This window comes from Marivivens sp. ABH4_498 (genome assembly GCF_056160585.1).
Genome location: NZ_JBSWXL010000011.1, coordinates 39024 through 60135, shown reverse-complemented (window position 1 = coordinate 60135; position 21112 = coordinate 39024). Strand labels below are relative to the sequence as shown.

Sequence of the window (21112 nt, the reverse complement as noted above, 5' to 3'; positions counted from 1 at the left end):
CAGCGACCAACGAACGAGGGAATAAAAATGTACCGCGTCTGGAACTTTCTAACGCAATACTCACTATTGCTGATCATGGGGGCGGTCATTGCCCTTATTTGGGCAAACATAAATCCTGACAGCTATCACCATTTCGTAGACTTTGTGATCGTCGATCATTTCTTTATCGGTCACCTGCATGATGGTCACCGTACACTGACCCTGCACTATCTGGTGAACGACGTCTTGATGGCGCTGTTCTTTGCCATCGCGGCAAAAGAAGTGTGGGAAGCCATCATTCTGGAAAACGGATCCCTTCGCGGTAAAAAAGCGGCCACCCCGCTGATCGCTACCTCGGGCGGTATTCTGGGCCCAGTGGCTGTTTACCTGATCTTGGCAATGATGCTGGGGTCCGAAACCTATAACGCTGTTGCAAACGGCTGGGCGATCCCAACCGCGACCGATATCGCGTTTTCCTATCTGGTTGGCCGTCTGGTATTTGGCGCGGGTCACCCAGCGGTGCGTTTCCTACTGCTGCTGGCAATCGCGGACGACGCTGTTGGCCTGCTGATCCTGGCGATCTTCTATCCGTCGGGCGCATTGGCACCTGAATGGCTGCTGCTGTCGTTTGGTGCGGCAGTTGCGGTTTTTGTTCTGGCAAACTGGCTACCGCGCCGTATGGACCGCGGAAATCAGGCGCGCCCAACATCGACTTGGGTTCGCAAGAAACTGTCGTTCTGGCCATACGCTATCGCAGCATGCTTTAGCTGGTACGGTTTCCAACAGTCGGGCATTCACCCTGCTCTGGGCTTGCTGCCGATCGTGCCAACCATTCCGCATGCAGACCGCGCTTTCGGCATCTTCTCTGAAGCGGAAACACATCTGCACGACCTGTTGAACGACATCGAACATGCGTTGAAATACCCTGTCGAAATCATCCTGTTCTTCTTTGGTCTGTGTAATGCGGGCGTGACGTTCAGTTCGATTTCGGAACCAACTTGGCTGGTTCTGGCGGGTCTGATCATCGGTAAACCACTGGGTGTTTTGCTGATGGGCTGGATCGCGGCGAAACCGCTGGGTCTGGGATTGCCTGCAGGCATGCGGATCATCGACCTGTTCGTGATCGGCTGTGTCGCCGCAATCGGATTTACCGTGGCGCTATTTGTGGCATCGGTGGCCTTTGATCCTGGTCCTGTTCAAGACGCTGCGAAAATGGGCGCATTGTTCAGTTTCGCCGCCGCTGGCATATCGATCGTGGCCGGCAAACTGACCAAGGTCCAAAAGATCGAAAACTAAACACTTTTACGCCCGCCCGGTTTTGTGAACTTGGCGGGCGTAATTATTCATGTTCTTTTCCCGTTTGATCCGTCATAATCAGGGAAAATTCGCCGATAACATTCGGTAAACATAATTGCCCGATAACAGGCAGGCCCGTGGCTGGGCAGAGCGGATCAGGATGTTAGAGTTCGTCAACGTCAGTAAATCGTTTTGGACAGGAAAGCAGCGCAAGGTGATCCTTGATCGCGCGTCGTTCCGTGTCGAAATCGGTAATAGTCTGGGTATTCTGGCCCCTAACGGCACGGGTAAAACCACGTTGATCAATATGATGGCGGGATTGGAAAAACCGGACGAAGGTGAAATTCACCGCGCGTGCCGCATTTCGTTTCCGTTGGGATTTATGGGCGGATTGGTTAACAAGCACACGGGCCGCGAAAACGTGCGCTATATCGCCCGCCTGTACAGCCTAGACCCCGATTATATCGAAGCGTTCTGTCGTTGGCTGTGCGACATCAATGAATATTTCGACATGCCTGTCGGCACCTACAGCGCGGGTATGCGCGCACGGCTTGCGTTTTCTTTGCTGCTGTCGCTGGAATTCGATATGTATCTGATCGACGAAGGCATGCCGCAAACCACCGATCCCATCTTTAACCGCAAGGCGGGCGATCTGCTGCGCAGCAGGTTGGAATCAACAACCGTGATTATTGTATCGCACCAGGCCGAAACCCTGCAAAAATTCGCGAAATCGGCCGCCGTTCTAATGAATGGCCAATTGCATATGTTCGACACCTTGGAAGAGGCAAAGCAGCTGTATGACTATGAAACCCAAGGCTAGAAAATTCCGGTTACGCACGCCGGATCAAAAACCCACCGCTGAACAGCCCGCTGAAAACGCGCAGCCATCAGCCGAACAAGCGCGTCCGAAGCAGCCTCAGGCGGAACCGACCCCGCCCGTTGACGGCAATATCGACACGCCCAGCCAAGTCGCGGCCGAAACCGATATCGATGCCATCCGCAAAGAGGGCCTGACAGGACGCCAATTGCGCATGGCGCGGCGCATGGCCCAAAAGCACAACATCACCGCCGTTTCGGATTTTGACGCCGTCAGGCAGCTGCGCGCACGTGGCATTGACCCGTTCGAACGGTCATCCATTCTGGAAATCGTCACGCAAGAGGGCGGAAATGGCGGCGGCCAGCTGCCAGCAGCCGGTCCAGCAATGACAGGCGCCCCACGCCGCGCACAATTGCCGCAGACTGTTCCACAAAACAGCCGCGCCTTGACCGAACCCGCAGGCGAAGATCCTGCCGAACGCCGCGCCAGTGAAATTCTGCGCATCCAGCAAGATATCGCGCGCCGTCGCCGCCGCAAACTGATGGCGCTATTCTCTCGGTTGGCGGTTTTTGTGCTGCTGCCGACGATTTTGACGGGCTATTACTATTTCATGATCGCGACCCCGATGTACGCGACCAAATCGGCCTTTGTTATTCAACAGGCGCAACCGTCTGGCGGCTCTAGCGGTTTTGGCAGTTTATTGCAGGGCACGTCGATGGCGACCCAAGCGGACGCAATCGCCGTGCAAGAATATCTGCTGTCGCTGGGCGCAATGACCCGCCTAGACGAAAACGAAGGGTTCAAAGAACACTATAGCCAAGATTGGATCGACCCGATCCAACGATTGGCCCCAGATGCCAGCGACGCCGCCGCATATAAGGTGTATCAGCGCCATGTCACCATCGGTTATGACCCGACCGAAGGGACGCTCAAGATGGAAATCGTGGCCGCCGATCCCGAAACCAGCCAACGGTTTTCCGAAGCGCTGATTTCTTATGCTGAACAGCGCGTCGATCAGTTGACCCAGCGCATGCGCGAAGATCAGATGTCAGGCGCGTTGGCCTATTACCAAGAGGCCGAACAGCGCCGCGATGCTGCTCTTCAGGAATTGTTGCGCATCCAAACCGAACTAGAGACGATTAGCCCCGATAGCGAAATTCAGCTGATCATGGGTCAGATCAACAATCTGGAAACCCGCCGTCAGGATAAAATTCTGGAACTGGCATCGCTGCAATCGGTCACCCGCCCTAGCGAAGCGCGCGTGAATGCCGTCGAAGGCGAAATTGCCAGCCTTGTTGGATCGATCACAGAATTGCGCCAACAGCTGACTGAAGCGACGGGTAATGGCAGTTCTTTGGCGACGAAAACGACCGAACTGCGGGCTGCCGAAGAAAACTATCAGTTCCAGATTGTTCTGGTTGAACAGGCGCTGGCATCCATGGACGCCGCCCGAAACGAGGCAAACCGTCAGGTCCGTTATCTATCCACCAGCGTCGAACCCATTGCGCCAGATGATCCAACCTATCCAAAGGCGTTCGAAAACACATTGGTCGCGTTGCTGATATTTGCCGGTATCTATCTGATGATATCGCTTACCGCATCGGTGCTGCGCGAACAGGTTTCGTCCTAACCCCTTTCGCCAACCGATAACCATGCTAACCTGCCCTTAGATTTAAGGGCAGGTTTTTTCATGTTCAGATTTTTCGCCATTCTGGCCGCATGTATTTTTGCGCTCACCGCGACAGCGCAAGACGCACCAACTGGTACGATCACCACAGGCAGCACAGTCGCAAGCGACAGCGCAATTGCCGACCGCATCAGTGATATCATTCAGGAACTGGGCGGATACGAAGACGTCACGGTGACAGTGACCGACGGCATCGTGACCTTGGATGGGACCACCACCTCTGCCACAGAAATCAGTGCGCTAAATGCGCTGGTCAATCGCGTCGAAGGTGTGGTTGCGATCAAAAATGATGTCGTCGAAACAGCCGATCTAGGGCGACGGCTGGATCCTGCGCTAGATCGGTTTCAGGCCCGCTGGGAACAGTTTCTGGCCAACCTGCCTGTTGTTCTGGTCGCCATAGCGGTCTTTGCTGTCATATTATGGATTGGCACCCGTATTGCGGCTATGCGCCGTTTCTGGGCGCGCCTTGCGCCAAACAGCTTTGTCGCTGATCTGTACCGTCAGATCGTTATTTTGATGTTCGGGTTGGCGGGACTGGTCATCGCATTGGATATCCTGAATGCGACCGCGCTGTTATCGACCATTCTGGGCGCTGCGGGGATTATCGGTCTGGCCTTAGGCTTTGCCGTGAAAGACACCGTCGAAAATTACATCGCCTCGGTCATGTTATCATTGCGCCAACCGTTCCGCCCCAATGATGTGGTCGAAATCAATGGCGATCAGGGCAAAGTCATTCGACTGACCAGCCGCGCTACGATTTTGCTGTCGTTCGATGGCAATCACATCCGCATCCCCAACGCGACCGTGTTCAAAAGCCGGATCGTGAATTTCAGCCAGAACGAAGAGCGACGGTTTCTATTCACGCTATATGTCGCGACCACGTCCGATATCGGCCATGCGCGGTCATTGGCGGCGCAAACCGTTCAGGCCCTGCCCTTTGTGATCAAAAGCCCCGCCACAGAAAGCTGGATTGATACGATAACCGAATCTGGGGTCGGCATTACGGTGGCTGGATGGATCGATCAGAATCAAACATCTATCAATCTGGCCAGAGGCGAAGCGATCCGCCAAGTCAAAGGCGTTTTCGAATCTCAGAGCATCGAAATGCCCGACACCACGTATAGGATTCGCGTAGAGGGGTCGCTGGATCAACCAACGCAGTCCAAACCTGCGGCTATGTCGACGAACCACACAGAAATTTCGCCAGTTTCTGCTGAAACCGATGCCGCTTTGGACCGATTAATCAACGAAGAACGCGATAATAAAGACACCGAAGACCTTTTGGACGGTGGCGCGAAAAAAGAGTGAAGTTTTTGTCGAAACACTCTTGATCCCCCCCGAAGCAGACGTTAATTAGCGCACCACTGCTGGGGTGTAGCCAAGTGGTAAGGCACCGGTTTTTGGTACCGCGCACCGTAGGTTCGAATCCTACCACCCCAGCCAGTATTTCCCTATAAAGACAGAAAATTAACGCCCTACGGGCGCTGTTTTCGTATTTAGTTTCAACGCCTAAAAATGAAAAAGCCCAGTCAAATGACCGGGCTTTCCAAATGCGCTGAAATTGGGGGGCTTAGTTGCCGCTACCCAATTGCGAGAATACAGCGTTGTCAACGTTGCCGCCGTTAGACAGGGCCGTGTTGATACCGTTTGCCGCCGCGATCTGCGCCTGAACAGCTGGACCGTTGCCTTGGAAACCACCAGCAGCGACGTTTACAGCCTGAGCAATTTGCACTTTCTGGCCCGGAGGAAGCGAGTTCGCAACAACAGTAATCGTCGCGATCACCGCGCCAATGCTTTGGTTCAAAGCATCTTCGGACAGACCGGCAGCCTGAAGCGTGTCCATCGCGTCAGCGGTAAACTGGTCGCATTGTGCAGGTTGGGCGCTACAAGCGGCAGACAGATTAGCCAACAGCGCGTCCAGATTCAGTTCCTGCGCGTACGCGACAGAGCTAAGACTAAGCGAAATAGTGACTGCAGCAGCAGAAATGAACTTTTTCATAGTAAACCTCTATAAATGTGCGACGCTCGTTAACCGATAACACCGCGAAAAGCATAAATACTCGTTATCACAATAACACCTATCGGATACATTTTGAATATCCGATAGATTAATCATTAGTCTAAAGCGCTTTTTTGACAATGTCGCAACGGTTGAGTCCAAAAATTAAGCACCATAGTAGCCGTCATAGCGATAGCTGCGGTTTGATCCTTCGAAACAGCTGAGAGCCGTGACGATTTTCACATTTCCCCGCCCTGCTTTGGTCAATTGCTCATAGGCGTTGCGCACCTCGGACTGCGTCGCCTCACCGAATCGGACACACAATACAGCCGCATCCACGTGCGGCGTCACATACCGCGTATCAACAACTGGGACCAAAGGCGCGGTATCGACGATAATCACGTCAAAGCTTTGGCGGGCGCCATTCAGAAGGCCGGCAAATACATCAGATTGCAGTGGCGCATCCGTTGGCACGTTCGATTTTTTACGCCCCAAAATTACACCCGCATTCGTTAAAGGATCGACCACATAAAACTGTTCGACTTCTTGTTCGCCATCCAGCAGATCGTTGGATTTTGCATCCTTGCGTGGATGCGACGTGCGGTCCATCAGATACTCCAACAAACCCGTTTCAGGCTCGGCCCCCACATATCCGTGAATGCTGGGATTGCGCAGGTCGGCGTCAATCAGCAATGTCAGCTTGCCAGCCGATGCATATGTCCGCGCAAGGGCGAGAGCGGTCGTCGATTTACCTTCGGCTGGGATGGCAGAGGTCACCATAATCACACGGCCACCGTCGGTCTGACCGATTTCTTCGTCCACACTCGCCCGTAGTTTTCGGAACGATTCAGCAAAGGGGGACATCGGGTCGGAAATAACGCGATCCGACAACACCTCGGTCACATCGGTGGTGTTCACCTTTGGAATGATACCGCCCATGGGCACTGGCACGATATTCTTTAGCTGGCTGGCCGACGTGATGCCGCCAAAATAAAATTCCTTTAGGAATGCCAGACCCACACCCAGACCCGCGCCCAAAACCATCGCCAAAGCCATCACAAGTTTTTTGTTCGGATAAGATGGACCGGTCGGCACAAGCGCATCAGACACGACGCGGCTGTTTGCAACTTGCAGCACAGCCTGAGTTTCCAAATCGCGGATACGGCCCAACAGCTGATCGTACTGACGCTGGGCGATCCCTGCCTCTTGTTGCAGACTATAGATGTCAGCCAAGGTCGCAGGCGACAATTCGCTTTCCAGCGCGGCGCGCTGCGCTTCGTCCTGTAGCGCGATACGGCTGTCCTGGAAATCCAACATCTGCGTTTCTAGGCTAGCAAAGGCAGCCTCGCCCCTTACAGCGATTTGGGTTTCTAGTTCGGCCAGACCGGCAGCCAGATCAAAGGCTTCGGATGATCCTGCTTCGGCGGATTGTAGACGGTTTTGCAATTGTTGACGCTGGCGTTCCAACGCTGTCAACGCAGAGTCGCCGACCTGAGCCGCCAATGTTTCCCAATCACCCGCCTCAAACGCATTCTGCGCCAAGGCGATGGTTTGTTCGAAATCAGCAATCTGAGCGTTTGTGTTTTGCAACTGACGACCGATGGCTGCCAATTCTGGATTACCGGTTTCTTCGGCCAGTCGAACAACGTTGGTCTCGATATAATCGCTCAGAGCCGAATTGCTTTGTTCCAGTCGCGTGCGCGCGGTTTGTAGCTGCCCCTGCAGAACATCGCGCGATGCAATCGACGTGCTGGAGCGGCTGGCGATTTGATCCTGGATGTAGGTCGCCGCGTGCGTATTTGCAATTTGCGCCGACAGTTCCGGATCGGCTGTCGTGGCCTGAACCGCAACAATATACGTCAAACCACGGCGGCGCACCGTCAACGCATCACCAAAACGTTTCAAGCTAGAGCTAAGCAGCTGAGAGCCACTAGGCGCAGCAGGCAGTTCAAAGCCCAATGCGACCTTGAACTGATCTAGCAGCGAAACCGATGGACCAAATTCCGCGGTGTTTTGCAGGTCCAGCGCAGTGATCGTCTGAATGGCCAAATTCGACGATTTCAGAATTTCCACCTCGGTTTCCAAACGCGTGCTTTCGATGGACGAATTGCTGTTGCCCACCTGCGTTGGATCCAAAAGGTTGGTTTCTTGGGGGTCGATTTTGACCAGCGCCGTTGCCGTATACAAAGGCGTGGCTTGCGTCAGGTAGACAAACGCGACAGCCAAAACGATCAAAACAGTGATGCCAATCAAACGGGCTTGTCGACGTAGCACCGCTACAACGTCTCTCAGGTCAATGAAATCCTGATTTTCTTGCATTAATTAATCGTCCTTCAAATTCACCACAGGTGTTTTCACACCAGGCTTTGTCGCTACTAATAACTTTCGGTCGTTCGACCCCGGAATAAAACGCACAGCCGCCAATCGCCCCGACTGATAGGCCCCGATATCTACGTTTACACGATTATCGGTCATCAAAACATCATCAACAATCACATGGCCATGAACCAAAACTTCGTCGCCTGAATAGCCATCGCATTGCTCGGGCGGGCCCCACAGCAATAATTCGGGGGATTGCTGTGCCGCATCCGTTCCCAAACCATAACCTGCATGCGCAAAGCGCAGGTTGCCTATTTCCAGTGCAATCGGCAAACCATTCAAAAACACGCGGTGGGCATCCGGAATGCCGACATCCAGTTTGCGTTTCAGTATGCGCGTTTCCGCACAAAACCCTTTTTCTGTGGTCGGCCTTACACCGTAAGAGGCCAGCGTTTCCTCTCCTCCGAAATCGATCCAATTCAGATGCCGTTCCGGAGTTTCGATGAACTTGACCATCATGTCTTCGTGGTTGCCGCGCAGCACAATCCGATCAAAGTTTTCAGGCGCAGGACCGATCAAACGATCCAGCATGCCAGCCGTATTCGGCCCACGGTCAACGGCATCGCCCAGACAAACGATCAGCTTTGGCCCATTGATTGACGCACCATCGGCGACAATCTGTTGTTCCAGATCATCGTACAGATCTAGACACCCATGAATATCGCCAATCGCGTAGATCGCTGCGGGCTGTTGTTTCAGACGCAAAATTCGATGCGCGACAGTGTTTTGCATTTGGGGACGGCCAAACAGCATCTTAATACTCCCTCGCGCGGCTGCGGCGGGCCAGACCCAGCGCAACAATGGCCACAAACACATAGGTGTTGGCTGCGATTTCCAGGCTGAAATCACCCAGCGAATGCATCGCCCCCAACACGATCACACCAGTCGCGGCAGCGGCGGGGAAATAGCTACGTTCGCGCACGAACACGGACCGCGCGACCATGACGAACGCGATCAAGACGGAAAGCATAGGCAACGAACCGGCAATCACGCCCAGCTCTGACCACAGTGTCAGATAGGTGTTGTGAGGTTTATCCCAAATCAGCGACGTCGATAGCGTCGGGGCGTGAAAGCCATGAAAGGCAATTTCATAGCTATCCAAACCAAAACCCGTCGCCCAACGGTTGGCAATCATCGTCAAGGTTTGCCGATACAATTCGATCCGCGTTTCAGAATCTACGAACAAGAACACCAATCGCTGTAGCAACGATTGACCGAACATAACCGCCAAAACGGCCCCGCCAGCAACCGCTGCGCCAGCCGAACCAAAGATCACGCGGGCGCGGGAAATACCCGTTTTCAACAGGATCACAACGATGGTGGCCCAAGCCCCCACGATCGTTGACGCCAACCCAAGTCGAGACCCAGACGCCAAAAGCGCCGCAAAGACGACAAAGACCAATATGGTCGTATAGGCAGCATCGGTGGTGAACCCTTTGACGCGCGATTTGCGATTAGGGGAACGGCGCGCGGGCGATCGCATTTCGAACAGAACCATCGCGGCGCCGATAATAACGCCCATACCCATATAGGTCGCGAAAGAGTTTCGGTTGATAAAGGTACCCGTCGCGAAACCTTCGTATGTTGTTTTGGCCTGAAACAGCAAAGTGTCGCCAAAAACGCTAAGGGACAACAGCGCCCAAACCGCATGGGCGACAATGCCGTAAAAGACCCAAGTCACAAGCTTTTCTGTGCGCACACGGTTTGTACAAACCTCTGAAATCAGGACAAATAACAGGCCATAGGAAACCATGCGCGGTATCGCCAGTGCCGTTGCCGACACTGTTTCAGACAGCGCCGCACCGCCCACTGGTATGATCTGAATGACAGACCAAACGACCGCCGCCAAACCGGGGAAAACGACCCAGCGGTAATTTCTAAATTGCGTCGGGCGATTGGGGTCGAAACGCGCAATCATCACGAAATAAATCGCAGTCACAGCACCAATCAGGAATATCGCAGCCAACCACGCAAGTGGCCTGTTGGCGCCGTATGGAACGGGCATCAAAAACAATAAGATCGCGATGACTTTTGCCATCACGTCATTCAATCGCGACGCAGCTTTGGGCGATTCCCGAAGTTTTCGTTCATAAATTTCGACAACTTCATATTCGAACAACGACTGGCGCGTCTGAGGCTGTTTTGCCCGCGATGTATTTACCGCCGCCGGCTTTACGTGGGAAAAATCGATCACAGGGCGGCTCCTCCCTGCGACGCTTGGCGAACAAGGCGCAGGAATGTGCGCAACGCACCGGGATCAGCACCGTCTAAAGCTGACGCTAACCATTCGCGATGAGCTGGGTTTGATTGATATAGATCGACCAGGTACGGGCGATAAAGATGGCTTTCGACCATCAGCTTGGCATCATTTGCCGCGGCATCGCCCAGCGCCGCAGCGCCCAAACGAAACGCCAACCGCATGCGCCGCGTCGCGAGCCAGCCTTCGGACGGCGCAAGTTCATAAGATCGTTCATATGCCGCGAACGATTCATCTGGCTGTCCGATGATCGCCAAAGCATCTGCACGAACCAGATGCGCCACAGCCGCATTTGGCGACACGGCCAATATTTCTGATGCACGTTTTTCACAGGCGACAGCGACGTTTTCCAACGCCGTCCGTCCAAACAACGGCCCCACGATCGAAGACAGGTAGTCATCGCAATTACGCATCTGAAAGGTCTGACTGGTGTTCGACAGCGACGATTCAAAATCTGGCTGCTGTTGTAGCGCAGACAAATACATTTGCGTTTCATCAGGCGCCGCCATGACCGAATTAAATTCCGATCTAGCAGCAAAACACGCAAAAGCCACTGACGCTAATCCGGCCAAAACCATTGCGTTACGAAAAATATTCAACGTTCAACTCCTGAACCGCCAAATTGCCCCAACGGTCCGGCCTTAAAAAAATGTAAGCTTAGGTTACCTTTGCAAATGACTTATAGCAACGCAAGGTAAGACAATCCCCCCTTTGCGTTGCAAGATTCAAACAAAATCAGGCTGTAATTGCCCAGTTTAGCGACAATAGCGCGCGGCACCCATTTGTACCAACTGACGCCCGGACAGGGTGACGTGCTGGTCCTCGGGCAAAAATGCAGCATTCTGCAGGTACCATTGCGCCAAAGGTGCAGGCAGACGCGTGCTGATAACTTGCGCGGCATGGCGATTGTCGGCAGCAGATCCGCCGCGCGGCGCGTGGAACCCAAAATTCGCGCTACGTGTCACGCAGGTGTTTACCGATGCCAGATACAACGTGCACGCAGACGCACACCAGCCATCGATGCGAATGGTTTCCCCCGTAAGCACCGCTATATTCACGTTCATCAGATAATCATTCACATTGCCGCCCGGATCATTCCTGATCACGCGCACATTCGGCGCAGCCTGAGCCAGTCCGCCAACAACCATAAGCAGCACAACAGCGATTTTTCCAAACAACGTGACACGGGACATCAACGGATTACCTTTTTCTTACGCATACATTTTCGGCGGCAGCACGATTTGGCGCGGTGACTTGCGTTTTCAGCAAACACCATTTCTGGTTTACGACTGCTTTCGAGTTCGCCCCTATATTGCGGAAAATATTGAGGATTTACCTCAAGTCGTCGGCATAGAGGGATATAACGCCCGCTTACCTAGCTAGACGTTCGGGTAATCTGAGGTGCCATTAAGGCAATCCGCCATACGCTACAAAAATCTCATTGGTGGTATAACATTTTTCTAACGATGCAACTGAAACGGGATCGGCCGGCGCGGCAGCTTGCAAAAGGCATGCCACCTGCGCTGCCGCAGGTGATTCTTTTTCCGGACCGCTTTCGCTAGGGTTTAATTTTGCGGCGTCTGCGCCTGTTCAACAGCAATTTCAGCCATTTTCATCGCCGCATCGCGATTTGCAGCCACAGCGATAAATAGGCCGTTATGGCAAAACTTTGCGCCCTTTACGCCGCTGGCTTTTTCCAGATCTTCGTCCGTCAGACCGGCCCATGCTGCAGGCAAATCAGCACGCTGTTCAAAACTATCGCCGCTGATCCGAATGCCGCCAATCGCCCAATCGGTCCCCCTAGGGTTCACCACAAACAGCAAATGGTCCGCTTCTGCCTTATCAATCGCGGAACGGAACGGCATCCCCATCGGCAATTCTAGGATCGCGGAATCGCCCGCCGCAGTGATCGCATCCATAACCATCGCCTCAGCACGTCTTTTGGCCGCTTTTTTCCCAATCGAAGCTTCGACAAACGCGCGCGCAATCGGCAATGCACGCATGAACGCGTCATCATCAACGCCGTCGGCACGATTATCGAATTCAGGCTTTAGGCTCTCCAGCAAAACAGGCAGCGTCATCGCAACCAATGGCCCCGCGACAGATGGGTTCATCGCACCATTGTCCATTTGGTCGATGGGCAAAACAAAGCCCTTATCGAAACTGGTCCAGATATCTTCGATGTGCGTTTCTGGAATATCTAACGCCGCCAAATAGTCACGGCCGAAGTGTTTCCACACCAACCCAAATGAACTGTAGGGATTTTCATCATCGCGCAAAGGCGTTGGGCGCTGGTGGTGATCAAAAATGAACTGATCCGCATCATATGCGCGGCCCACATCATAAATAATTTTGCCAGCGCCAGGTGTGATCCAGTCATCATCTCGTGTCCGCACGATGGTCGCATCCGGAAACAAACGCGTCAGAATGACCGACGAAAGCAGCTCGTCGGCATGAAATCCACCCGAATGGGTCACAAGATGCGATATGGTCATGAAATCACCTATGGCTCAAATGAAAACGGCGACCGTTCAGATCGCCGCCAATTCAATCACAGGCCTTTGCCCTGCGGATCGCACCCTGCCTAACGCAAATCGCACATCCAGCACAAGCCAGCGTTAGGTGCCTATTCGACCTCTTCGACTTCTGCGACGAAACCACCGTTGTAATCTTCGCTCTTGCGTCGAATTTGCGACTGTTCGACGACGCGATCGCAAGCGATACCTTTGAAATCGTCAATGCTGTCGAACCCTTTGCGCGTCAGATAGTCCAGCAAATCGTCCTTGAGGTCTTGGATCAATTTGACGCCAACACCGCCGCTGCCTTTTTCCTCCATCGCGGCGGTACAGACCTGAAGGTTGCCCGCGCCGTGGGCGATGAAATTAAAGGCTTCGTTAAACCCTTTGATCCCGCCAATGCCGGAAATCGATTTACCAGGCAAAGCACGCGAAATATCTGAAACCCTTTGCAGGGCTTGGTTCAAAATCGCCAAACCGCCCATGCCGCCCGACGATACATAGCCATCAACCTCAACTTCGAACTTCATGGTTTCGGGGTCCATCAATGGCATCGACGGAAATGTATTGCACAGCGAAATCGCAGAAGCCCCCGCGTCATAAGCCGCCCGCGCACCATCAACCACCGTCGACGTTGCTGGCGTTAGCTTGACCCAAATCGGGACACTAACAACAGATGTCACCGCCTCCATGATAGACCGAATGATGTCTTCATCATTGGCGATATGCGCGCCCATATCTTTGCGATCCATATGCGGGCAGGACAAATTCAGCTCTAGCGCATCGCACCCCGCACCGACGCAAGCGGTGGCCAATTTGCGCCAATTGTTCATTTCTTCTTCGCTGCCGGTACCAGCCATAATTGACCCAATCAGCATTCGGTCAGGATATGTCGATTTGATCTCTTCCAGGTCAGGCAGCCACAAATCCAACGGCTGGTCAGAAATCAATTCCCAATTCCACGACGAATGCGACACGCTATCAGGGCGTTTGGTTCGCGACACATACGGTTTTGTTTCACTTGCCCGCTGAAAAATGGTGCGCGGTCCGGCGACGTTTTCAACAGGATGCAAACCGATGGTTTTGGTCACAACACCGCCCCAGCCGGATTCAAACGCCTTCATGATCTTTCGTTTGCTTTCGGTCGGTGGCGCCGACGCCAAAACGAAAGGATTTACAAAATCTAGGCCGGTGAATTTTGTAGCAAGAGTGGGCAACGCAGCATTCCTTATTTTACCGTCTGGTAAAAATATTCAGACCGATCGTGAAATATGTCAACTATTTCAGCGACCAAAGGGCGGATCAGACGAAACTTGGCGCAAACGACCCGAAAAACGCACATTTTTTAGAACTTTGCCCGCTGTCTAAGCATAATCATACCAAAAACCCAGACAGACAAAAGGCGCCCATTGGGCGCCCTAGGTTCAATCACAACGGAATAAATGTCGTCAGTGGACTGTTAGTGAGTCCAAGCACCACGACGATTTGTGGCAAAGTTTTCGCCGTAACCACCCGCGCGAATGTTCACGGCGCGCTGTTTTGGTTCCTGAACCACAGCGTCGATACCGTGCGCTTCGGCGTATTCCAAAGCCGCCTCTTTGGTATCGAAACGCAATTTAACCTGCGTTTGGGTGTCGGACGACGATGTCCAACCCATCAGCGGGTCGATGTCACGTGCGGACGATTGAGCGTACTCCAAAACCCACTGTTTGGTCTTGGCAACGCCGGATTGCATAGCGGTCTTAGCTGGACGGTAGATTCGTGCACGCATTGGATAGCTCCGTATTTGTTGGCCTCTTATCCCGAAAAACGCCGCACAGTTCAAGACGCGATAGACCAATGCGCCTTTGGCCCTTGAAGGCGAACAAAAAGAGCACATTATAGACCCGACATCAGGAGCCGATATGCACAACAATTCGCCCGAACAAATGCCGGTCATGCAAAACCGCGCGCCCCAACAGCGTGAAAAGCTGGAGGGCGGCAAACAATTTGTCATGAACACATCCTTTGAACCTGCGGGCGACCAGCCTACCGCGATCAAAGAATTGGCAGCTGGCGTTTTGGGCGGCGATCACGATCAGGTTCTGCTCGGCGCAACGGGCACGGGTAAAACATTCACCATGGCCAAGGTGATCGAAGAAACCCAGCGCCCTGCCATCATCCTTGCCCCGAACAAAACGCTGGCGGCCCAGCTATATGGCGAATTCAAAGGGTTCTTTCCGGACAACGCCGTCGAATATTTCGTGTCCTACTATGACTATTATCAGCCAGAGGCCTACGTGCCGCGGTCGGACACCTATATCGAAAAGGAAAGTCAGATTAACGAACAGATCGACCGCATGCGCCACTCGGCCACGCGGGCGCTGTTGGAACGGGACGACGTTATTATCGTGGCGTCCGTGTCCTGTATCTACGGCATCGGTTCGGTCGAAACCTATTCGGCTATGACCCAGGACCTGTTTGCAGGCAAAATGTATGATCAGCGCCAAGTCATGGCCGATCTGGTCGCCCAGCAATACCGCCGTAACGATGCTGCGTTCCAGCGCGGCTGCTTCCGTGTGCGCGGCGACAGTCTGGAAATTTGGCCCGCACACTTGGACGACCGCGCGTGGCGTTTGTCGTTCTTTGGCGAAGAGCTAGAGGCGATCCACGAATTCGACCCGCTGACAGGCGAAAAAACCGATACCTTTGAAAAGGTCCGCATCTACGCGAACAGCCACTATGTTACGCCCCGCCCGACGATGAATCAGGCGATCAAAGGCATCAAAGAAGAATTGGCCGTGCGCCTGAAACAGATGCAGGACGAAGGCAAACTGCTAGAAGCCCAGCGCCTGGAACAGCGAACGAATTTCGATCTGGAGATGCTAGAGGCAACGGGCGTTTGCAACGGCATCGAAAACTATTCGCGGTATCTGACGGGTCGCGCTCCGGGGGAACCACCGCCCACGTTGTTCGAATTCATCCCCGACAACGCGATTGTGTTCGCTGACGAAAGCCACGTATCGGTTCCGCAAATCGGCGCGATGTACAAAGGCGACTATCGCCGCAAATTCACGCTGGCCGAACACGGGTTCCGCCTGCCGTCGTGCATGGATAACCGCCCGCTAAAGTTCGAAGAATGGGACGCCATGCGCCCGCAGTCGATCTATGTGTCGGCCACCCCCGCCGCGTGGGAACTGGAACAAACGGGCGGCGTTTTCACCGAACAGATCATTCGCCCCACAGGCCTATTGGACCCCGTGATCGAAATTCGGCCCGTAGAAACCCAAGTCGACGATCTGCTGGACGAAATCCGCCGCGTCACCGCCGACGGCTACCGCGTTTTGTGCACCACTTTGACCAAACGCATGGCCGAAGATTTGACCGAATACCTGCATGAACAGGGGATCAAGGTCCGATACATGCATTCGGACATCGACACCATTGAACGGATCGAAATCCTGCGTGACCTGCGACTGGGGGCATTCGACGTGCTGATCGGGATCAACCTATTGCGCGAAGGTCTGGACATCCCCGAATGCGGATTGGTCGCCATTCTCGACGCAGATAAAGAAGGTTTCTTGCGATCCGAAACGTCTTTGGTTCAGACCATCGGCCGCGCCGCACGTAACGCCGAAGGCCGTGTGATCATGTATGCGGATAAAATCACGGGGTCGATGGACCGCGCGATGAAAGAAACCGAACGCCGCCGCGCCCGTCAGATGGCCTATAACGAAGAACACGGGATCACGCCGCAGACCGTCAAAAAGAACGTCGAGGATATTCTGGCCGGCCTATACAACGGCGACACCGACCAATCTCGCGTCACGGCAACGATCGATAAACCGCTGCATGGTGGCAATCTGGAATCCGTTCTGGATGGGCTGCGCACCGACATGCGCAAAGCCGCCGAAAATCTGGAATTCGAAGAAGCCGCCCGCCTGCGCGACGAAATCAAACGTCTGGAAACTGTGGATTTGGTGGTGTCGGACGATCCTTTGGCCCGTCAATCCGCTGTTGATTCCGCGGTCGAAGAAAGCCGCAAAGCATCAGGACGATCATCCGCTGGCCGAGCAGGGCAACGCGGCGGCAACAAACGCAGCCGCAAATCGCGTTAAAACACGATGTCTGTCGCGACATAGGTGGCGGCAACACCTGTTTTGACAACCGCGCCAACCATTTTGCGCGGCCCACAGGCCGTCAGCGTCGATAAAATAGCAATCATTAACAAAACACGCATCGTTCACTCCTTTGCGTGACGGTTCTGTATGATCCTCTTTGCACAGGGAACCCTAAAAATTCACCAAATTGCGAACATGGCGACCAAGACACATCGGAACAAAACCAATCGCTGGGCGTTGTTCTATCAAATGTTCAATTGGAGTGAGTATAATGGAATATGGTATTTTTGGTCTGATCGTTCTGATCGCTGACATCTACGCAATCATTCAAATCATCGGTTCGCGCGCAAGCGGCCTGTCCAAACTGATTTGGGCGCTGGTTGTATTCTTCCTGCCTGTGCTGGGCTTTGTCGCGTGGCTGGTCGCCGGTCCGCGTTCGTCGACAGCAACGGTATAAAACAAATCGGGCGGGGATTTCCCCGCCCTTTTTTCATCGAATGACGTGCACAGAACAATTTGCATGTCGCACAACACGCGCAGCCGTTGATCCCAGCAGATAATCCCCCAAACCCGGATGATGCGACGCCATAACGATCAGATCGACGGCGTGTTCTTCGGCCCAATCCAGAATGGTGCGCCCCGCGTGGCCATCCACGACCCAGACATTCGCATTCGGCAACCGCGCGGCCATGCCCTGTAGTTCGGCACGGATCGCGTCGCGGCTTTCGTTTCTGAAATCATCAGGCATAAAGCTCACAGCATAGCTGGGAACTTCTTCCATTACATGAAGCAAACTGATCTTACCGCCGCCTGCGACCAGCGTTTTGGCAATGGGCAGCGGATCCAGATGTTCGAACCCTGCATCAAAGGCAACGGGCACTAGGACGTGTTTGTACATGGCAATCTCCTGCAAGCTTGCAGAAATCATCGCCCGCGCCGATCCAAGTTGCCTTGATCCAGATCACCTAGAAATCGAATAGTTCGGACAGGAAACTTTCTTTGCGCTTTTTCTTGTACGACTTGCGGTATTTATAGTCGTCGTCATCACGACGATAATCGCGGTCGTCATATCGCGGTGCTGGCGCGGGTTCGGGCGCGGCAGAGGATCGTTCGATGATTTTATCCAATTCGCCACGATCCAGCCAAACACCACGGCATTTGGGGCAGTAATCGATTTCGACACCTTCGCGGGTCGCCATAACCAATAGTTCGCCGTCGATTGGACACTTCATTCGGTTGATCCTTTTTCTATTCGTCTACATCCTAGATGGGTTCGCTATTGAACGGCGCAAGTGGGAAATTCTGTCGCAAATGGGTAAAACGGCCATCATTCTAGGGGCAGCGGTCTGGAAAAACGGCGCATCGCCCGCGTTGATGCGCCGCGTTCTAAAGGGCGCTGAATTATACAACGCAGGCGCCATTTCACACATCATCGTGACGGGCGGTTTAGGCAAATATCCCCCGACCGAAGCATCCATTATGCACCGCGTTTTGATCGCAAACGGCGTGCCCGACGACGCGATCACGGTTGAGGACAAAGCAACGTCAACTTACGAAAATTTCGCGCTTTCCAAATTACTAACCGATACGAAAGAAATTACCATAGTGACCAATTGGTATCATGTTCCGCGATCTTGGCTGGTTGCGCGGCATCATGGGTTTCGCCCCCAATTTGCCTGCCCATCAGGGCGCGGCGCGAAAACGGGGACACAAATTCGCGCCGCAGCAAGAGAGGCAATCGCCATCCCCTACTATCTGATAAAATACTGGCGTTAGACCTCTACCTCGACCTTGCCGATCGGGTTGGAACAACAGGCCAGAATGTAGCCATCCGCAATGTCATCATCGGAAATGCCGCCGTTGTGCACCATGTGCACATCGCCCGACGTTTTCTTGACCTTACACGTGCCGCAAACGCCGAATGTGCAGCCCGACGGGATATTCAGGCCGTTCGATTTTGCCGCTGCCAAAATGGTATCCGTCTGCGCAACCTTGGCCGTGACGCCAGACAGGGCAAAGGTGACCTCGGCGCTGGTATCCTCGTCCGGCACCAGATCGTCGATGTCGGGCACGTCAGATGCGGTTTCGGCTGGTGCTTGAAAACTTTCCTGATTGTAGCGGTCCATGTCATAGCCCAGACCGGCCAACGCTTCGCGCACGGCCAACATGAACGGTTCAGGCCCGCAACAATAGACATCGCGTTCCAGATAATCAGGCGCAAGCAGGCCCAGCATCAGCTGATTGAACTGCCCTTCGAACCCTGTCCACGGTTTATAGGGGTCCGCCTCGCCCACGATCCATTTCAGTTTGATCCCCGGAACGCGGCTGGCCATGTGTTCCAGACGTTCGCGGAAAATAATCTCGGACGGGCGTTTGGCGCAGTTGACGAAAACGATGTCGGGTTCTTGGCCCAGATCCCACATATACGTCGTCATCGACATGGCGGGCGTGATGCCGCTGCCTGCGGTGATGAACAGATATTTTTCGGCGGGTTTGTTCATATGGGTGAACACACCTGCGGGGCCGAACGCCTTTAGCTGCATGCCCGGTTTCAGATGATCGATCATCCAGCGGGTGCCGATGCTGTCATCCTGCGCCTTGGCCGTGATCGAAATCGACCGAGGCCGCGAAGGCGACGATGAAATCGTGTAGGTCCGATGGACGGTGCCTGTTGGCGCAGGAATTTCCAGCGTCAGAAATTGACCCGGTAGGAAATCAAACATCGCGCCCGTTGGGGACCGAAACGTAAAGGTTGCGGTATGTGGCACCTCTGGAATGACGGATACACATTCTAACGGCTCTGCATCGGTCCAAATCGCACGCGGGGGGATGGGTAGGTCTTTCATCGCTTACTCCGCCGCGATTTTTAGTTCGGTGCCGCCCGCCATCTGGGCGCAGTACCAATCGACAAACTGAATGACGCCGGATTCCTGAATGGCGGAATACGGGCCAGGGACGAATGCGGGCGAATTGATGCCGGCTTGGTTGTTTTCAACCACTTCGCGGTCTTCGTCGTTGGTATGCATCCAGACCTCGGTCAAGCGGTTCAGGTCGTAATCCACGCCTTCGACTGCGTCTTTGTGCACCAGCCATTTCGTGGTGACCTGCGTTTCCGTCGGGCTGATGGGGGTCACGCGGAAAACGATCGAATGATCAGGCAGGAAATGGTTCCACGTGGTTGGGTAATGGAATTGCAGCAAAGGACCCGCATCATCAACGCCGATGTTTCCCAGTTTCCGCGTCACGGCGAATTCGCCGTCCATGGTATAGCTTTTGGTGCCCAGATTCAGCGGCACGCGGGCCAAACGGTACTGACCGCCCTGCGCGATATGAAACTGCGACTTGATGCCTGCATTTTCCAGTCGGTCGAAATGGTTTTGCAGGCGTTCGGGGACCGATCCGTCCTCTTCTACGCCAGTGATTGACGGGTCTTCGGGGTAGGTGCGGCACAGCGAAGGGTGGTTGCCCGCGCAGTGGTAACATTCGCGGTTATTTTCCCAGACCAGTTTCCAGTTGCCGTTTTCAATGATCGACGATTCAAACGCGACCTTGGCATTTGCCAAATCGTGGTGTTCCAGATAGGGGCGCGCCAGTTCGGCAAAGGTGTCGAAATCGGGTGCCTCTTCGGCCAGACAAATGTAGACCAATCCCGCCAGTTCGCGGCAGTGAACGGTTTTCAACCCGTGTTTCGACGCATCGAAATCAGCACCCATATCTTTGGCCCACAACAGGCGACCATCCAATTCATAGGTCCATTGGTGATACGGGCACACCAATTTCGGGGACGTTCCTTTGGCCTTTGAGCACAAAACCGACCCGCGGTGACGACACGAATTGTGGAACGCGCGAATTTCGCCGTCTGTGCCGCGAACAACTATGACGCGATAGTCGCCGACCTGATGGGTAATGTAATTTCCCGCCTTTGGTAATTCACAGGCAGGCGCAACAAACAGCCACTGACGATAGAATATCGTCTGTAGATCAGCCTGAAAAATCGATGCGTCCGTATATGCCGCACGAGGCAGCGCATGCCCTGGAACCCGTTCGGCCAACATCTGGGACACTTGCAGCGTCATTGTCGT

Annotated in this window: 21 protein-coding genes and 1 tRNA gene; 8 read left to right on the top strand and 14 right to left on the bottom strand. The window is 54.0% G+C overall.

Annotated features, from left to right (window positions below; genetic code table 11):
* The first annotated feature begins 27 nt into the window (after positions 1-27).
* The 5 genes from ACXAGA_RS16290 to ACXAGA_RS16270 all read left to right on the top strand — a co-directional run bounded on the left by ACXAGA_RS16290 (position 28) and on the right by ACXAGA_RS16270 (position 5222).
* Positions 28-1275, top strand: a complete 1248-nt coding sequence (locus tag ACXAGA_RS16290) for a Na+/H+ antiporter NhaA (RefSeq protein ID WP_475118527.1) — start codon at positions 28-30, stop codon at positions 1273-1275.
* Between the two features lie 160 nt (positions 1276-1435).
* Positions 1436-2095 (top strand): ABC transporter ATP-binding protein, encoded by a 660-nt coding sequence (locus ACXAGA_RS16285; RefSeq protein WP_475118526.1) that lies wholly within the window; start codon positions 1436-1438, stop codon positions 2093-2095.
* Positions 2073-3722, top strand: a complete 1650-nt coding sequence (locus ACXAGA_RS16280) for a KpsE/RkpR family capsule polysaccharide export protein (RefSeq protein ID WP_475118525.1) — start codon at positions 2073-2075, stop codon at positions 3720-3722. The genes ACXAGA_RS16285 and ACXAGA_RS16280 overlap by 23 nt, the downstream gene beginning before the upstream one ends.
* 60 nt (positions 3723-3782) lie before the next feature.
* Positions 3783-5087, top strand: a complete 1305-nt coding sequence (locus ACXAGA_RS16275; protein WP_475118524.1) for a mechanosensitive ion channel domain-containing protein — start codon at positions 3783-3785, stop codon at positions 5085-5087.
* A gap of 60 nt (positions 5088-5147) precedes the next feature.
* Positions 5148-5222, top strand: a tRNA-Gln gene (locus ACXAGA_RS16270).
* A gap of 127 nt (positions 5223-5349) precedes the next feature.
* On the opposite strand, the gene ACXAGA_RS16265 is transcribed toward ACXAGA_RS16270, so the two are convergent.
* The 9 genes from ACXAGA_RS16265 to ACXAGA_RS16225 form a co-directional block, all read right to left on the bottom strand.
* Positions 5350-5778 carry a hypothetical protein gene (locus ACXAGA_RS16265; RefSeq protein ID WP_475118523.1) on the bottom strand — a complete coding sequence of 143 codons (429 nt, stop codon included), beginning with the start codon at positions 5776-5778 and terminating at the stop codon, positions 5350-5352.
* 165 nt (positions 5779-5943) lie between these two features.
* The gene (locus tag ACXAGA_RS16260) at positions 5944-8097 is read right to left on the bottom strand and encodes a GumC family protein (protein ID WP_475118522.1); all 2154 of its coding nucleotides are present in this window, start codon (positions 8095-8097) and stop codon (positions 5944-5946) included.
* Between the two features lie 3 nt (positions 8098-8100).
* Entirely contained in the window at positions 8101-8910 is an 810-nt protein-coding gene (locus tag ACXAGA_RS16255) for a metallophosphoesterase (protein WP_475118521.1), read from the bottom strand.
* A 1-nt stretch (position 8911) separates the two neighbouring features.
* Complete coding sequence (locus tag ACXAGA_RS16250) at positions 8912-10351, bottom strand: O-antigen ligase family protein (RefSeq protein ID WP_475118520.1); 1440 nt, start codon at positions 10349-10351, stop codon at positions 8912-8914.
* Entirely contained in the window at positions 10348-11013 is a 666-nt protein-coding gene (locus ACXAGA_RS16245) for a hypothetical protein (RefSeq protein ID WP_475118519.1), read from the bottom strand. Before ACXAGA_RS16245 ends, ACXAGA_RS16250 begins: the two co-directional genes overlap by 4 nt.
* Positions 11014-11169: 156 nt before the next feature.
* Positions 11170-11607: a hypothetical protein gene (locus ACXAGA_RS16240; protein ID WP_475118518.1), complete on the bottom strand. Its 438-nt coding sequence runs from the start codon at positions 11605-11607 to the stop codon at positions 11170-11172.
* Positions 11608-11979: 372 nt separating this feature from the next.
* The gene (locus ACXAGA_RS16235; protein ID WP_475118517.1) at positions 11980-12909 is read right to left on the bottom strand and encodes an MYG1 family protein; all 930 of its coding nucleotides are present in this window, start codon (positions 12907-12909) and stop codon (positions 11980-11982) included.
* Positions 12910-13040: 131 nt separating this feature from the next.
* Positions 13041-14054, bottom strand: a complete 1014-nt coding sequence (locus tag ACXAGA_RS16230) for a tRNA-dihydrouridine synthase (RefSeq protein ID WP_475118516.1) — start codon at positions 14052-14054, stop codon at positions 13041-13043.
* Positions 14055-14389: 335 nt separating this feature from the next.
* The gene (locus tag ACXAGA_RS16225; protein WP_475118515.1) at positions 14390-14701 is read right to left on the bottom strand and encodes an ETC complex I subunit; all 312 of its coding nucleotides are present in this window, start codon (positions 14699-14701) and stop codon (positions 14390-14392) included.
* A gap of 133 nt (positions 14702-14834) precedes the next feature.
* Here ACXAGA_RS16225 and uvrB point away from each other — a divergent pair, with 133 nt between their 5' ends.
* On the top strand, positions 14835-17027 hold the full coding sequence (gene uvrB, locus ACXAGA_RS16220) for an excinuclease ABC subunit UvrB (RefSeq protein WP_475118514.1): 2193 nt from the start codon (positions 14835-14837) through the stop codon (positions 17025-17027).
* On the opposite strand, the gene ACXAGA_RS16215 is transcribed toward uvrB, so the two are convergent.
* Positions 17024-17149: a hypothetical protein gene (locus ACXAGA_RS16215; protein ID WP_475118513.1), complete on the bottom strand. Its 126-nt coding sequence runs from the start codon at positions 17147-17149 to the stop codon at positions 17024-17026. The two genes, uvrB and ACXAGA_RS16215, sit on opposite strands and share 4 nt — an antisense overlap.
* A 152-nt stretch (positions 17150-17301) precedes the next feature.
* On the opposite strand from ACXAGA_RS16215, the gene ACXAGA_RS16210 reads away from it, so the two are divergent.
* Positions 17302-17487: a PLDc N-terminal domain-containing protein gene (locus tag ACXAGA_RS16210; RefSeq protein ID WP_475118512.1), complete on the top strand. Its 186-nt coding sequence runs from the start codon at positions 17302-17304 to the stop codon at positions 17485-17487.
* Between the two features lie 33 nt (positions 17488-17520).
* Here the strand turns inward: ACXAGA_RS16210 and ACXAGA_RS16205 are convergent, their stop codons facing one another.
* Both ACXAGA_RS16205 and ACXAGA_RS16200 read right to left on the bottom strand, forming a co-directional pair.
* Positions 17521-17928 carry a universal stress protein gene (locus ACXAGA_RS16205; protein ID WP_475118511.1) on the bottom strand — a complete coding sequence of 136 codons (408 nt, stop codon included), beginning with the start codon at positions 17926-17928 and terminating at the stop codon, positions 17521-17523.
* 67 nt (positions 17929-17995) lie between these two features.
* Positions 17996-18262: a TFIIB-type zinc ribbon-containing protein gene (locus tag ACXAGA_RS16200; RefSeq protein WP_475118510.1), complete on the bottom strand. Its 267-nt coding sequence runs from the start codon at positions 18260-18262 to the stop codon at positions 17996-17998.
* A gap of 4 nt (positions 18263-18266) precedes the next feature.
* On the opposite strand from ACXAGA_RS16200, the gene ACXAGA_RS16195 reads away from it, so the two are divergent.
* Positions 18267-18806, top strand: coding sequence for a YdcF family protein (locus tag ACXAGA_RS16195; RefSeq protein WP_475118509.1), 540 nt, complete (start codon positions 18267-18269; stop codon positions 18804-18806).
* Here ACXAGA_RS16195 and ACXAGA_RS16190 read toward each other — a convergent pair.
* The gene (locus ACXAGA_RS16190) at positions 18803-19876 is read right to left on the bottom strand and encodes an FAD-binding oxidoreductase (RefSeq protein ID WP_475118508.1); all 1074 of its coding nucleotides are present in this window, start codon (positions 19874-19876) and stop codon (positions 18803-18805) included. The genes ACXAGA_RS16195 and ACXAGA_RS16190 overlap by 4 nt on opposite strands.
* Before the next feature lie 3 nt (positions 19877-19879).
* Positions 19880-21106, bottom strand: coding sequence for an aromatic ring-hydroxylating oxygenase subunit alpha (locus ACXAGA_RS16185; RefSeq protein ID WP_475118507.1), 1227 nt, complete (start codon positions 21104-21106; stop codon positions 19880-19882).
* Between the last annotated feature and the right edge of the window lie 6 nt (positions 21107-21112).